The sequence below is a fragment of the Paenibacillus sp. FSL K6-1122 genome, from assembly GCF_037977015.1.
GTDB lineage: Bacteria > Bacillota > Bacilli > Paenibacillales > Paenibacillaceae > Paenibacillus > Paenibacillus amylolyticus.
In genome coordinates this window covers 1,136,664-1,151,420 of record NZ_CP150272.1, presented here as the reverse complement: position 1 = coordinate 1,151,420, position 14,757 = coordinate 1,136,664, and the positions used below count along the sequence as shown (strand labels likewise).

The window sequence follows — 14,757 nt, the reverse complement described above, 5'->3', positions numbered from 1 at the left end:
TTCAGCATGCGGCTGTTGCTAAGGCAATCGCTTCAGCTACCGATTTCTCAAAGATCGCAAGGATTGCACCCGATTCTTGCTCCGTAATATTCAGCGGCGGCAAAAAACGAACAACCGCTGAATGACGCCCGCCCAGTTCTACAATTAATCCATTCTTGAAACATTCACGCTGAATAGACTCAGCCAGCGCACCATTAGGCAGATAATGTCCCAGACGATCTTTGCGTCCCATTGGATCAACCACCTCAACGCCAATCATCAGTCCTCTGCCTCGCACATCACCAATCTCTGCATACCGCTCTTTCATTGCATTCAGTTGATTCATGAACTGCTCACTGCGCAGATGCACATTGTTCAAAACATCCTGCTCCCGAATATAACGAAGTGTAGCAAGTCCCGCTGCCATGGCCAGCTGATTGCCACGGAACGTACCTGTGTGTGCACCAGGCTGCCATCGATCCAGCTCCTCCTTATAGATGACGACAGACATCGGCAGACTTCCGCCAACCGCTTTGGAGCAGATGATTACATCAGGTACAATCCCGGCATGTTCAAACGAAAACATTCGTCCTGTCCGTCCAATGCCTGTCTGCACTTCGTCGATGATAAGTGGAATGCTTCGCTCTGCCGTGATTCGGCGCAGCTCCCTCAGCCATTCGATATCTGCCGGAATGGCTCCACCTTCACCCTGCACCGTCTCCACAATGACCCCACACGGTGCCGCAATACCGCTCTCGCAATCATCGAGCAAGTTCTCGATATACTGTGCGCTTAACCGGGCCGTCATGCCTTCACCAACACCAAATGGGCAGCGGTACTCATAAGGAAAAGGCAGGAAATGAACATCGGGCAGCAGGCTTTGCAGATGTTGTTTCTTGCTCAGGTTGCCACTCATCGACATTGTCGCTTGGGTCGAACCGTGATAACCTCCCTGAAAGGCAAGAATAGACTTGCCACCTGTTGCATGTTTGACCAGCTTAATGGCTGCTTCTACCGCATCCGCTCCGGTTGGACCACAGAACTGGATTTTGGCTGTGTCTCGCATCTCTACCGGAAGGATGGAGAATAGTTCTTGCATATATGAAAGCTTCAGCGGTGTTGCCAGATCCAGTGTATGAAGCGGAATCTGCTGATCCAGAACATCGCGAATGGCGTTGACCACCGTGTCATGGTTATGCCCCAGCGCCAATGTTCCTGCCCCAGCCAGGCAGTCGTAGAATACGCGGCCTTCCGTATCGGTAATCTTCACCCCATGGGCCTTGTTAATGACAAGTGGGAAATGTCTCGGGTACGATCTTGCATTGGATTCCTTCTCATTTTGCATCTTCAGATATTCCGTCTGCACCTCTACTGACATAGCCCTCTAACGCTCCTTATAATCGATTCAGGCTGAACCTGCTGCCTGTGATTCTTGTTCTACTTTTGCATATGACCTGGTATTGGTTCAAAATCATGGTGAGGTCCAAATTAAATGATGGTATCCGTTATCTGTTATCCGTTATATATTGTCATCTATACGTTGTTATAAGCTATATTTATTTATATTCAAGTTGCTCCTGACACAGGTATTCCAGGTATAACCGAACCACATCACGAGTTGTTCCACCATGGGGAAAGACGTGGTGTGTCAGATCTGGCAAGGCATTCACTTCCAGGATGCCTCCCTCATCTCTGGAGATTGGAGTGCGGATATCACAACAACGAACATCGACTCCTGCTACATCGATCTGAAGAGTCTTTGCCACCTGAATGATCATTCGGGCATTTTCGGGATGAATGATTTCGGTACAATCCTTGTAGAATTCACTGATTTTTCCGGCGGCAGAATTGCGGAGATTGTATAACTCGATTTCTTTTCCCGCGGCAGGAACTTCATCCAGTGTTGTCCCTTGTGCATGTAATACCTCCAGCAGTCGTTCCGTTTCTGCATTAACCTCGGGAAATGCTTCATACTCCCCAATGTGCGTCATCTCGATTCGTTCCTGATTCAACTGCTCGATCAATGCCCCAACAGTTGAAGTTCCGTCTCCCTCGACATAGACAGGTCGATACTGGTTCACAGCCGCCACTTCACCGTTAATGATCAGCACTCTGTAATCAATCCCGGTCACATATTGCTGTAACATAATGCTGCTGCCGTGGACACTCGCAAGCTGAATGGCTGTCTCCAGTTCTTCTTCAGTACGCACATCCAGCGTCACGCCCATGCTGCTGCTCGCATCCAGTGGTTTCACTACAATAGAGCCGTATCTATTCAGAAAAGCTACTGCTTCGCTTCCCATCTCCGGGATCACGATAAATGACGGTACAGGCATTCCCTGTTCATGCAGCAACATATTACATGCCTGCTTGTTCTTCGCGAGCAGTCCAGCGATTAACGGCAGACGATGAGATCTGGTTTTGTTAATGATGATCTCTTTGTCCCCTACAGACAGCTTCAGAAAATCTTCGCATCCCTCAAGAAGTGGCTCACAGTTGATGCCCATTTCTCTCGCTTTGCTTATAATGAGTCGGTTTTGCAGATTATGAATCCCTTTCGGAAACACTGAAAATCCTCCTCGATCGAATGAAGGTACTCGCTCCTATATAAGTTGAATTAAAGATTATTTACGCTGACACTACAATGACAGAACAACCTTCCAATCGCTGTTATCCCCAGATTTTTTGATTCCCTTTTCTCAAGGGAAAAATCCGGGGTTAGCTTATGCTTACGAAGCAGCTTTCTTTCGGAAAGCTTTTAGACAAGTGTATTCTTTCGGGGTAGCTTTCTTGCAGAAAGCTTATAGCTCCGATTTTTCAGGTTTTTTCTGTCCTCTCCGTTGCATGTAAATGATTAATTCAACTTATATTGCTCATACGTTCATCAATTTTTATTGTAATTCAATATTGATAATGATTATCAATATCATATAAAATCTATTTTATGGCAATTCGAGTTATATTGTCAATAATAAACTTTTAAGGAAAAATAAGATTTAATTTAGTGTAAGTTTGAGTCAATGCAGGTATGCTTTTATCGAATAATAGGCACAACAAACCGGGCAAGCCTGGGACATGGTTTTACCAACGGCTTGCCTAATTTGTTATCTGCATGATCATACAATGGAGTTGATGTGGAGTTTTGATTAACTATTGAACGAATCAAAAACGGACTTTTTGATCCTCAAGCCAGTTGTGTATAACGCTGTTCTCCATTCAGCTTCCTTCCCCTTCCATGCGGGATACAGGTTGGTGTACCGAACAGTGGGTCAACCGCAATCTCACACTCCATCTGGAAAACCTTACGAACCATCTCCTGTGTAACAATATCTTCCGGTTTGCCTTCTGCGTAGATCGACTTGTTGTGAACAGCCACAATGTGATGCGCATAACGACATGCCAGATTCAGATCATGAAGTACCATAACAATCGTGCGTCCTTCCCGTTCGTTCAACTCAAACAACAGATCGAGGATATCAATCTGATGTGTCATATCCAGATAGGTTGTAGGTTCATCCAATAGTAGCGTTTCGGTACCCTGCGCAAGTGTCATCGCAATCCAGGCACGCTGACGCTGTCCACCGGACAATGCATCCACAGGTCGATCCGCGAGTTCTGTCAGATGTGTGGATTCCAGTGCCAGCTTGACCATACGCTCATCCTCACGAGACCATTGCTTCAGCCATGTTTGATGTGGATAACGTCCTTGCTTGACCAGTTGGTTCACTGTCAATCCTTCTGGAGCGGTCGGACCCTGCGGCAAGATGGACATGCGCCTTGAAATCTCCTTGGTCGGCAGCTTTGCAATCTCTTCGCCATCCAGCAGCACCGAACCGGAGCTGGATTTCAGCAACCGGGCCATCGTACGCAGCAGCGTAGATTTACCACAGCCGTTGCTGCCAATCAGGACGGTAATCTGTCCCTTGGGAATGGTCAGGTTTAAATTTTCAATAATGGGATCTGCTCCATAGGAGATCGTAAGCTCCTTGGCTTCCAGAATACTCACAGCTCTCTCCTCCTCAAAACTGATTTCGATTCTTGAACAACAAATACAGGAAAAATGGTGCGCCTACGCCTGCGGTGAATACCCCTGCGGGAACATCCAGCGGTAGAAAGGCAGTGCGGGCAATCAGATCTGCCGCAAATACAAGCAGAGCACCAACCAGTCCAGACACAATCAGCATACTGCCAAACATCCGTCCAACCAGCTTTCGGGCAATATGTGGAGCGATCAGGCCTACAAAACCAATGGTTCCGGCAACCGCAACGGCGATTCCCGCCAGCAGTACACTGCATAACAACAACGCTGAACGATGCCGCTGTACAGTTACACCCAGCCCTGTGGCCAGATCATCCCCGAACTCCTGTGCATTCAGACTGCGAGCGAACCAGATCGCCAGCGGTATAACAATTACGATAACCGGTAAAATCGTTCGGACATCGGTCCACGATGCTCCGTATATACTTCCTGTCAGCCAGATATAGGCTTGACCTGCCGTGTAGAATGGACTCAGGATCAGCATAAAGGTCGTTCCAGCTCCGGTAATGGCTGACACTCCAATCCCGATCAGCACCAGGCGGATCGGACTGACTCCCTTTTTCCAGGCAAGTACATAGATGATCAATGCAGTCACAAGCGCACCGACAATGGCGAACAGTGGTAACAACTTGATGCTTACCGCCCCGCCCAGCAATGTAACAAAACCTACAGCCGCAACAGCTGCACCGCCAGTGATTCCGATGACATCCGGTGAGGCCAGCGGATTACGGATAATGCCTTGCAGAAGCGCGCCTGACATACCGAGGGCTGCTCCTACGAGCAGAGATAATAACACCCGTGGCAGTCTTAAGGTCAGCACGACGAAGTCATGCTCTCCTGCATTCAGACCAAATATCGTTCTGAGCACATCCAGCGGAGAAATAAAGTCACTGCCTACACTGGTACCGACCACTCCTGCCATCAGGAACAAGAGGATACATACACCGATGACAACCAGTGATTTTCGTTCCAATTGCACTGAGACAGTGTCTTTTTTGTTGCGGAAAGTCAACAGCTTCCTCATATCTTCGTCACCCCCTTGCGGGCAATATACACGAAGAAGGGTCCGCCAATCAGTGCAGTCATGACACCCAGTGGAACTTCCTGTGGCATGATCACCAACCTTGCAACCACATCCGCGGACAGCAGCAGAATCGCTCCCCCTACAATAGAGTAAGGAACAAGCCAGCGGTAATCGTTGCCTACAAATGCACGCATGATATGCGGGACAACCAGACCGACGAGACCGATCGAACCGGCTACGGCAACCGAACCACCCGCCAGCAATACCGTAACAATTCCCATGAGCACCTTGACCAGAAGTACATTCTGTCCCATGCCTTTGGCGATATCGTCACCCGTCAAGAGCAGATTGATGGCTCTGCCCATGAACAAAGAGACAATAGCTGCGGCTGTCATGTACGGCAGAACAGGATATAACATATCCAACGTCCGTCCACTTACTGAACCGGCAAGCCAGAACAGTACATCCTGCAATCCGGTTCCATCCAGCACCAGAATGGCCTGTGTGAACGAGGCAAATAACGCGGAGATTGCCGTACCTGCCAGTACAATTTTGATCGGTGTCAGGCCATCACGACCTAGGGAACCTAGCCCATATACAATTGCCGCGGCTACAGCAGCCCCTGCAAAACCAAACCACATCATGGTAGTGAGCGAAGATACGGGCAATACAACAATGGCAATAACAATAAAAAAGATCGCACCAGAATTGATCCCGAACACACTTGGTGATGCCAGCGGGTTACGTGTCAATGCCTGCATCAGCCCACCCGCCACTGCCAAACTTGCTCCTACAACAGCAGCAATAACCGTACGTGGCAACCGTTCCGTCAGCAGAACCACATGTTCCACAGAACTTTCGTCATAGAATTGCAGTGCTTCCCATACCATCTGAAACGTGATATGCGTACGTCCCAGAATCATACTGGCTAGGCAAGCAAGTAGAAGTAATATGAATAAACCAACCAGTCCATAGATCTTGGCGCTTGCCTTTGTAAAAAGGGGAAACATACTCTCACTCTTTCATCTGTAAAATGATAAAAGACCTGCCTGCCCATACACTTCGTTAACGAATGTTCTGGTGCATGGCAGGTCCTGCTCCTGTTCGTTAGTTCAGGTTGAACTGCTTATATAGATCGTCCAGCATCATGTTGGCTGATGTGTATCCACCTGCCATGTTCCAGGCCACTTCATCGACCTGAACCAGTTGGTTATTCTTGACTGCATCAAGGTTTTTCCACAGTGGACTGCTGGTCCAATCATCATAATTTTTCTGAATGGCATCTGTTTCTGTGCCTGAATTGAAGTTGAAGATCATGTCTGCATTCATATCTGGAATGTTTTCTTTGGAAGTCAATTCAACTCCCCATGTGTCTGCGTCATGTCCGGCAGGTCTGGTGAACCCAAGTTCATTCAGAATCTTACCCGCATATCCCATGTAGAAAATACGAACCTGATCGGCTCTAAAGTTCGTGATGGTTGCTTCAATTGGCAGACGATCCCCCATTTTCTCTTTGAAATCAGCTACACGGCCATCCCAATCAGACAACAATTTATCCGATTGCTCAACCCTATTCATCGCTTCCCCAACAGTTTTCACCGTTTCTTTCCAGTCAAAAAGCGTCTCCGTCACTACCGTTGGTGCGATCTGCGACAGTTGCTCATAGATCTCTTCATGTCTGATCTTCGTAGCAATAATCAAGTCGGGTTTCAACTTGTTGATCTCTTCCAGATTGGGTTGCGATTCCTGTCCTACTTGTGGAACTCCGTCCAGATCTGCTCTCAGATATTCATAGACTGGCTGCTGAACCCAGGATTCCACCACGCCTGTCGGTTTCACGCCAAGTGCAACAACGACATCATTCGCACCCTGGAACAGTGTCACGATCTTTTGCGGGGTTCCCTTGATTGTGGTTTCGCCCATGGCATGTTTGATCACTCGGGTCTGATCTTCAGTCGCACTGGCAGTTGTATCACTTTCATTATTGCTCTCATTGCTGCTTGCAGCTTGGCTGGACGTATTTGTTGTCTCGGCACTTCCACCCGAAGCACAACCAGCAAGTAGTGAAATCATCAGAATAAGTGCTGCATAAATGTATAGATTTTTCTTTACTTTATACATGAAATCCGTCTCCCCTTTTTTATCTAAATGATATTGAATCTCATTATCAATTGTATTGTAATGGAGATGAAATCATTATACAAGCATTTTATTTGGAAAAACTTCTCACTCCCTGTCGAACTCTGTAACTTCATAAAACAACAGTAAATAAAGATAAATTAACTAAACCAATACAATATATATCGATACAATACGCCTCCACATAAACCATATATGTAATTTTTTTCTTACCTGCTAAATATACAAATCTCTCTTCTTACTTTTAGCTTCATCTAATACATGTCCTTTTTGCTAGTGACTCATTATTCATTCATATGCGTTTGACTGATGAATTTACTGTAAAACAATTCCTGTAATTTCTTGTTGTACTATGTTAGATTATCCATTGGAATAAAATCACATCTATAGATAGGGGATATTAACACGTGAAGAAATCATGGGTACTATCAATCATTATGAGTTTTGTCTTGCTCGGCGGGGTGTTCGCACCTGTAGGGTCCTATGCCGCTGCTGCGGATGACTCAACCAATACATATTCGGAAGACGAATACTATGAAGAAATTGACACGTCAGAACAAGAACCGATCCCTACAGTCGAAGAAGAAGATTTCCTGGGCTACCTTGATCAGTTGGATATGGCATCGGTATATGAGGAGAGAGCCTTCAATGCTTTGGGAGGTGGATTTTACATCACATCATCCAATCGCAAGTCCGTTTTCCTGAAACTGACCAATACAGCGATTCCTAACTACACCAAATATGTATCAAAGCTGAAGATGATCAAACCGCAAAATGCGGAATTGCAAAAAATCCATGCCAACTTGATCAAAGGTAGCTATACACAGCTGGAAGGATTCCAACTCGCTAAAAAATCTGTCTCCAAAACAACGGTAAACAGCGCTGTCCTGAAACAAGCCAATGCCAAAATTGCTACCGGCAAGAAAAATATCGAGAAATTTCACAAAGAATTCTCTGCATACGCCAATAAACTTGGATTTGATTTATAAAAAAAAGTAATTGCAGATATGCGTCCTACATTTCGAATAAAACAATTTGAAATTTAAGGAAAAAAAGTGTTTTCTTTTGCTGAGTTAGTTCGTATAATAGCACTATAATCAAAAGGCTATGCTGCCGAAAGGTACAACCTCGTGAACAATTGAGGTTGTGCCTTTTTTTGCGTTTAATGGCCACTTTTATCTGAATTTCATCATCTGACGAGGAGTGATTTACATGATTCTTGAAGCCGTTTACCATCGCCCCAAACTCAATTGGTCCTATGCGTATGACCGCTCGACCATGCACCTCCGACTTCGGTCCAAACGTGGGGACCTGGATGCGGTGATTGCGATTACGGGAGACAAATATGCCTGGGATCGGACGATCACACACATCCCCATGCACATCTTTGCCCGGGATGAAATGTTCGATTATTGGGAAGCTGAGACTTCACCTCCCTATCGCCGATTACGGTATGGTTTCCAACTGATTCAAGGAGAGGTATCGGTCTGGATGACGGAGCGCGGATTCGAGCAGGCGCTGCCTGATCATCCGCTCGAATTCTTTGATTTTCCATTTATGAATCCAGTCGACATTTTTGAACCGCCTGCCTGGGTTAAGGACGCTGTGTTTTATCAGATTTTCCCTGAACGTTATGCCAATGGCGATCCATCCCTCAGTCCCAAAAATGCTGAACCCTGGGGAGGAGAGCCTACACCGGTGAACTTCTTCGGCGGCGATCTCCAAGGTGTGCTGGATCATCTGGATCATATAAGTCAGCTCGGCATCAATGCCATTTACTTCTGTCCGCTGTTCGAAGCCACGACGAATCACAAATACAATACAGGCGATTACATGAAGGTTGATCCTCACTTTGGTACCAATGAACAGTTCAAAGCGTTCGTGGACGCCTGTCATCAGCGCGGTATACGCGTTGTTCTGGATGCGGTATTCAATCATTCCGGTAGAGAGTTCCCTCCTTTTGTCGATGTCATGAAGAATGGTCCCTCTTCCCCCTACGCAGATTGGTTCTATATCAAGGACTGGCCGCCACGTGTGGAGAATGGCATACCGACTTATGACACCTTTGCCTTTGAACCGCTCATGCCGAAACTGAACACGGAACACCCTGAAGTGAAGGCATACCTGCTAGAGGTAGGTCGTTTCTGGATTGAGGAGATGGACATTGACGGCTGGAGGCTTGATGTAGCCAACGAGGTAGATCATCAGTTCTGGCGCGAATTCCGTCAGACGGTAAAAGCCATTAAACCTGACGCCTATCTGCTCGGTGAGATCTGGCATGATTCGCTCATGTGGCTTCAGGGAGACCAGTTCGATGCCGTGATGAATTATCCGTTTACCAATTCGGTATTGGACTATACGGTGCATGGCAAGCTCGATGGACTTGGATTCGCAAATGAGATCGGCAAACTGCTCGCAGCCTATTCACAACCTGTGACCGAAGCGGCCTTCAATCTGCTCGGAAGTCATGATACACCCAGACTGCTGACCTTGTGTGATGGAGACGAACGCAAGATGAAACTTGCCGTTACGTTGCTGCTTACGTATCCAGGTGTCCCATGTATCTATTATGGAGACGAAGTGGGACTTGATGGGGGATATGATCCGGGTTGCCGCAAGTGTATGGAGTGGGATGAGAGCAAGCAGAATCGCGAGCTTCTGGAATTTTTCACCCGTACGATTGCCCTTCGCAAACAGCACCCTGCCCTGCGCAGCACAGAACTGAAGATTGTATATGCAAAAGCCGGAGACCCTTGTCTTGCCATCGAACGATTGGATTCGCATACGGGAGAGCGCATGCTTCTTGTTCTTAATGCTGGTGATGAACCATGCACCCTTGAACTCCCCTTGGGAGATCGTAACATCTGGCGAAATCTATTCACATCCAACACCGTGGAAGCACGGCAAAATAAACTGACCCTCGATCTGGAAGCATACGGATTCTCCCTGATGCAACTTGAGGTTAAACAACCAGCTGAGGCCTGAGATAAATACAGCTAACAAGGGAAAATAACTTCAAAGGGCTGTCCTCCAGGTCATATTTACGACCAAGGACAGCCTCTTCTGCATCTTGTACGTCATATTCTAACGAACCCAGCACACCTTATTCGCTTCATTATACGCGGGTTAAATGCCTAACGAATCAGAGAGACCTTATTTCGTCCAATACGTCGATTTTCGAGACCCGAAGCCGTATTTTTGAAGCAATAACGTTACTGAGATTCGTTAGGTTTTACTTTTCTTGATTATCCCCTCAATACGATGTTTGAGGTTCGTTAGCGATACCGATTCAAGCAAGGTGAAACTCTTCGAGGCAGCGACCTATTTCCCAGCCGAGGCGAAGGGTGTCGAAGTCATTGGTTTTCGTATTTTCTTCATTCTTGAACTTACGAGCGCTCCCTGTGTAATTACGATTTTCTGCGGAATCTTGTATGAAGGCAGCTTGTCCTGACAATATTCCCAGATGGATCGCCGCAGATCGGTGAGAGTACATTCTGTAGCCAGCCGGATCGTCACCTTCACCCTCTGACCCGTGATACCACTCTGTTCTCCCGAAACTACGGCCGCTTCAATACATTCCATCTCTTCCAGAACACCCTCGACCTCGGCAGGATACACTTTCCGTCCCCCTACGTTAATGATCTCGGAACGACGTCCCAGAATACGAATGTAACCCTGCTCCAGCACAACTTCATCCCCAGTACGTAGCCACCCGTCCTCTGTAAAAGGTGAAGGTGCATTCAAATATCCGATCATCGCAGTTTCGGTATGGATCTGTAATTCTCCTTCCACCACCCGGCACTTGACCCCTTCATCTTGAATGGAAAACAGCAGCGAGCCTGGCTCTTTGGAGCGGGTTGGCAGAATGCCAAGTTCAGACATGCCATAGGCTTGTATCGTCCTTAGTTGTGGATATCTCCGGTTCCAGGCTGCCAGTACGGATTCAGGCATCACTTCCGATCCGTATGACACAACTTCGAGACTCGACAGATCATACCCCTCATCATTTCTACCCAGCAGCAACAGATTCATGAATGTTGGGGAGACCGGAAGAGCCTGCACACGAAACTTCTCAATCGTTCGGCACACTTCTTCGGGAGATCGATCTGCAATGATACAGAGACAGCCCCCACTGGACAGGGATTGCAGCATTGTATTCACACCGCCGATATGATCAAACATCATGAATGGAATCGTTCGCAAAGGCCGAACCTGCCGCCGAAAACCATGTAACAGCCGATCTGCACGATGCACAGTCGCTTTACTCACTCCCGTTGATCCGGATGAAAAGAGTACAAGTCCGCCTACGCCTTCTTGTGCCAGCGAGGATAACAACACAGGAACCTCTCCAGATAATTCACATGTTTGCCGAATGCACAACTTGCCTTCTTCAACGCCTAAACGCCACTTCACCTGTGCCAGCTGGATATATTCCTCTCGTTTGGCTTCAACCAGGTTCCGATCCATGGGGAGCACGATACACCCTTGTCCGAGCAAAGCAACCAATGCTGCCGCTGCATAGGGAGAATAATCTTCCTCCAGCGTTACAAGTTGCCCAGTCAGCTTTTCTGCTGTAATCCACTTACTCATGATGCCAACCTGTTCCAGCAGCCACCGATAGCTGTACTCCTGATCTTTCCAGATCAGCGCAGGTTGCTGTCCCTGTTCCGCGAATCGTTCAAGCAAGAATTGGTTCAACATCTTGCATCCTCCTTACCGTCAGGCGCCCATTGCTGTGCGAGATAATCAACAAGTGAATCCACGGTCTGATATGGGCTTTCAGGCATGGAAGCAGTAGCCATCTCCGCCAGTGCGGCTCCCATCCCCGTTCCCCATCGATCTTCGATTCCCTGCTCTACCACTGCAAGCAATGACACGAGTTCCAGCGAATCCAGTTGCCCACTTCGTCCGTACAGTGGAGCGTTACCACCCTCACCAAGTGGAATCGTTGTATTATGGTACGCGTTTAACTCCCGGCAACTATCCAATACGATACGGAGCAAATCCTCCCTGTGTTCTTGTCCAATCATTAACACGGCCTGACGTGGGAAGCAATCTGCCTGAGGTATGGACTGTCGAAGTGACTCATACCATTGCCATTCATCTGTGACCAACATTTTAATTACACTTGTTAGCTGTACTTTCCACTGCTCACGCTGCTTTATCCGACTGACCTGAAGCATATTATAGGCCTTCTCCCAACGTACAATGATCTCGCTGAATTCTCTCGCATATTGATCAAATGGAGAACCGAGCCATAAGGCAGACTCCTGAAGAAGATCTCGAAGAAAATATCGACTCCATCGCATATCAAACAGCAGACCCGATATTAACATTTCATTGGCCTGATCCCCTTCATTCGCCCCACGCAGTGCATCTAAGAGTCGCAGAGACACCACATGTCCAAAATGAAAATTCCGCTCTCCTTGCGTAATCGTCCGGCCTGTCAGAAATTCTTCAATCTGCGTTGTTAACGCCTGGATCAACATGTCTCGGTAACCGTCAGAGTCCAGCTTCACAGTCGCCCGAATGTCCATGGTTCCATACGTTCGGAGTTCTTCTTTGCGTTTGGCCTGCGCAAGCTCAGGTATGCTTTGGTTACCTTTCCAGAAGTCATGAAAGGCCCTTTGAGTAACCTTTCCCTTATACTTGGAGGGCACGGGATCGTAGACGTGAACATGCTCATCTTCCAAACCATATACAGCAATCCAATGGTCTACCAGATGTAGTCGGGAGCCCTGCTTCACATGTTTGCGAATGTACTCGGGATTCTGATAATCCTCACAGTAAGGCAGGTGATAACTGGTTCCTGTAGCCAAAAAAAGCCCACCTTCGCCAATATACTGCCGGATCTGCGTCTTGCCTTCCTCGAAGCTTTCCAGCTGTCGCTGACCATACATCTCCCAGATTGGCTCTACATAATCCAGTTTGTGAAAATAAGGCTTCACCAGTCCGTTATCCCCGCACGAAGGAAGGCTGTACAACCGACTTGCCGCCAGCAGTGCAAGACTTGTGATGGATCCTTGTCGATGGAGCACTTCATGAATCAGAGGAAAATTGCAGGGATAATAATAAGGAATGTCCAGCACTGGAGCGAATGAAGGAATGATCATTTTGGGCCTCCTGTTCCCGTTTTGGCTGACGTACTGCCCCAGGATTGGATTAGGTAATGCACAGACATATCATCTGTCGCTCGAAATACCCGATTGGCAATAGGTTTGCCCTCCACATCGGTCTCGAAACGGCGGAAACCACGTGTAAACCGGAAGGAGAACCCACTATCACGCGGGACTCGGTAACTACCTTCATATCGACCTTTACCAGAACGGACAAGCTTCATACCCATCCCACCATATATCGTTTCCTCCGAGTCTTCGTCGGGAGCTACCTCTGCACGAATGCAGACCTCTACGTGAGTTGACAATTCAGGAACGACGGTATAGATGCGTGTAGCAGACAGTTCCCCCACAGTCAGCGTGATGGATGCACTTCCAATACCGACAGGAACCAACTCTCCACTCGCATGAACCTGAAGCACATTTGGGTCACTCGAAGTATAATTCCCATGCAGCAGACTCTGAACCAACCCACTCTCGTAGTGCATTTGTGCATTGATACACACGGTCATTCCACCCTCTAGTCCGATGACATCCCTTCCAAGCAGTTCGAGCGAGGAGGGCTTACCCACGTGGCCGAACATGTACAGTAACGGGAGGTGAACGCGTGCTCCCCAGTCACCTTCCTGATGGCAGGCACCCTGCTGTTCCAGAAATGCCAACTCCTCATCCGATCCTACTCCGCGTTCAAGTAATTGATGAGCTACCCTTCTGACCTGGGAAGGCAGAAACAGACCTTCCGTATCTCCAATATCCATCCACATTCGAACGTCGGGTACCTCTTCTGGCAAGCGATACATGTTCTCTTCCAACAGTCCACTTTCCGATGTTTCGTCCAGCTGCACATCCACATAGAATGGCGACATCATGATCAGTTTTCCGAAAACATCCGGATTTCTCATCCCCATGTGCAATGTACAAAGCGCCGCGGCAGATGAACCCAACAGCCCGGTATTCGACTTGTCCGGCAGTGTACGGTAACGATGATCAATGATCGGCTTGAGCTCATGAATGATGAAATGTTCATAGGCGATGCCTGAGCACCCCACACTCACGGCCTCTCTCTCAGGAGCGATGAAGTGATAGAATTCGTTGTGCGTGACTGGACGGACATGTGTAATGCCGACAATAATCAGTGATTCAATCTGCCCGGAGGCAATTAGTCCGTCCGCTGCCTGATCCATATTCCATGTTTCATTACCTGGCCCGGATAGACCAAAAGCCCGCTGCCCCGCATGAACGTACAGAACCGGATAATGCCGAGCTGCCTGCTCATGGTAACCGGGCGGGAGGTACACATAAATGTTGCGGATATTGCCCAGCCGCGACGCCTGAATGCCTTCCAAACATTCGATGACAGAATGGGTACTCAACGATCATCAACCGCCTCTCTTCTCCCGATTCGACTGCATAATACAAATAACCCCGCCTCAGAAGAGACGGGGTTGTCCCAGAACACA

General features: G+C 47.8%; 11 protein-coding genes. 2 read left to right on the top strand and 9 right to left on the bottom strand.

The window, feature by feature from the left end:
• Nucleotide 1 precedes the first annotated feature (1 nt).
• The 6 genes from NSQ20_RS05080 to NSQ20_RS05055 form a co-directional block, all read right to left on the bottom strand.
• Entirely contained in the window at nt 2–1,357 is a 1,356-nt protein-coding gene (locus tag NSQ20_RS05080) for a diaminobutyrate--2-oxoglutarate transaminase (protein WP_340031999.1), read from the bottom strand.
• A 178-nt stretch (nt 1,358–1,535) separates the two neighbouring features.
• On the bottom strand, nt 1,536–2,546 hold the full coding sequence (locus tag NSQ20_RS05075) for a hypothetical protein (RefSeq protein WP_340031998.1): 1,011 nt from the start codon (nt 2,544–2,546) through the stop codon (nt 1,536–1,538).
• Nucleotides 2,547–3,163: 617 nt separating this feature from the next.
• On the bottom strand, nt 3,164–3,985 hold the full coding sequence (locus NSQ20_RS05070; protein WP_062837465.1) for an ABC transporter ATP-binding protein: 822 nt from the start codon (nt 3,983–3,985) through the stop codon (nt 3,164–3,166).
• A 13-nt stretch (nt 3,986–3,998) separates the two neighbouring features.
• Nucleotides 3,999–5,042 carry an iron ABC transporter permease gene (locus NSQ20_RS05065; protein ID WP_340031997.1) on the bottom strand — a complete coding sequence of 348 codons (1,044 nt, stop codon included), beginning with the start codon at nt 5,040–5,042 and terminating at the stop codon, nt 3,999–4,001.
• Nucleotides 5,039–6,052, bottom strand: coding sequence for an iron ABC transporter permease (locus tag NSQ20_RS05060; protein WP_340031996.1), 1,014 nt, complete (start codon nt 6,050–6,052; stop codon nt 5,039–5,041). The genes NSQ20_RS05065 and NSQ20_RS05060 overlap by 4 nt, the downstream gene beginning before the upstream one ends.
• Before the next feature lie 97 nt (nt 6,053–6,149).
• Complete coding sequence (locus tag NSQ20_RS05055) at nt 6,150–7,163, bottom strand: iron-siderophore ABC transporter substrate-binding protein (protein WP_036672595.1); 1,014 nt, start codon at nt 7,161–7,163, stop codon at nt 6,150–6,152.
• Between the two features lie 425 nt (nt 7,164–7,588).
• On the opposite strand from NSQ20_RS05055, the gene NSQ20_RS05050 reads away from it, so the two are divergent.
• Nucleotides 7,589–8,170 carry a hypothetical protein gene (locus NSQ20_RS05050; RefSeq protein ID WP_036606205.1) on the top strand — a complete coding sequence of 194 codons (582 nt, stop codon included), beginning with the start codon at nt 7,589–7,591 and terminating at the stop codon, nt 8,168–8,170.
• Nucleotides 8,171–8,393: 223 nt separating this feature from the next.
• Nucleotides 8,394–10,166, top strand: coding sequence for an alpha-glycosidase (locus NSQ20_RS05045; RefSeq protein ID WP_036672597.1), 1,773 nt, complete (start codon nt 8,394–8,396; stop codon nt 10,164–10,166).
• A gap of 336 nt (nt 10,167–10,502) precedes the next feature.
• Here the strand turns inward: NSQ20_RS05045 and NSQ20_RS05040 are convergent, their stop codons facing one another.
• From NSQ20_RS05040 to NSQ20_RS05030, 3 genes are read right to left on the bottom strand one after another with little or no spacing between them, the layout of a single operon-like run.
• A complete protein-coding gene (locus tag NSQ20_RS05040; protein ID WP_340031995.1) occupies nt 10,503–11,882 on the bottom strand; it encodes a fatty acid--CoA ligase family protein in 1,380 nt (459 codons plus the stop codon).
• The gene (locus tag NSQ20_RS05035; RefSeq protein ID WP_340031994.1) at nt 11,876–13,294 is read right to left on the bottom strand and encodes a hypothetical protein; all 1,419 of its coding nucleotides are present in this window, start codon (nt 13,292–13,294) and stop codon (nt 11,876–11,878) included. Before NSQ20_RS05035 ends, NSQ20_RS05040 begins: the two co-directional genes overlap by 7 nt.
• Nucleotides 13,291–14,670, bottom strand: coding sequence for an alpha/beta hydrolase-fold protein (locus NSQ20_RS05030; RefSeq protein WP_340031993.1), 1,380 nt, complete (start codon nt 14,668–14,670; stop codon nt 13,291–13,293). Before NSQ20_RS05030 ends, NSQ20_RS05035 begins: the two co-directional genes overlap by 4 nt.
• Nucleotides 14,671–14,757: the final 87 nt, after the last annotated feature.

Coding starts and splice junctions, on each gene's coding strand:
- NSQ20_RS05080 (WP_340031999.1), bottom strand. CDS start 1,357: ATGTCAGTAGAGGTGCAGACGGAATATCTGAAGATGCAAAATGAGAAG.
- NSQ20_RS05065 (WP_340031997.1), bottom strand. CDS start 5,042: ATGAGGAAGCTGTTGACTTTCCGCAACAAAAAAGACACTGTCTCAGTG.
- NSQ20_RS05060 (WP_340031996.1), bottom strand. CDS start 6,052: ATGTTTCCCCTTTTTACAAAGGCAAGCGCCAAGATCTATGGACTGGTT.
- NSQ20_RS05055 (WP_036672595.1), bottom strand. CDS start 7,163: ATGTATAAAGTAAAGAAAAATCTATACATTTATGCAGCACTTATTCTG.
- NSQ20_RS05045 (WP_036672597.1), top strand. CDS start 8,394: ATGATTCTTGAAGCCGTTTACCATCGCCCCAAACTCAATTGGTCCTAT.
- NSQ20_RS05040 (WP_340031995.1), bottom strand. CDS start 11,882: ATGTTGAACCAATTCTTGCTTGAACGATTCGCGGAACAGGGACAGCAA.
- NSQ20_RS05035 (WP_340031994.1), bottom strand. CDS start 13,294: ATGATCATTCCTTCATTCGCTCCAGTGCTGGACATTCCTTATTATTAT.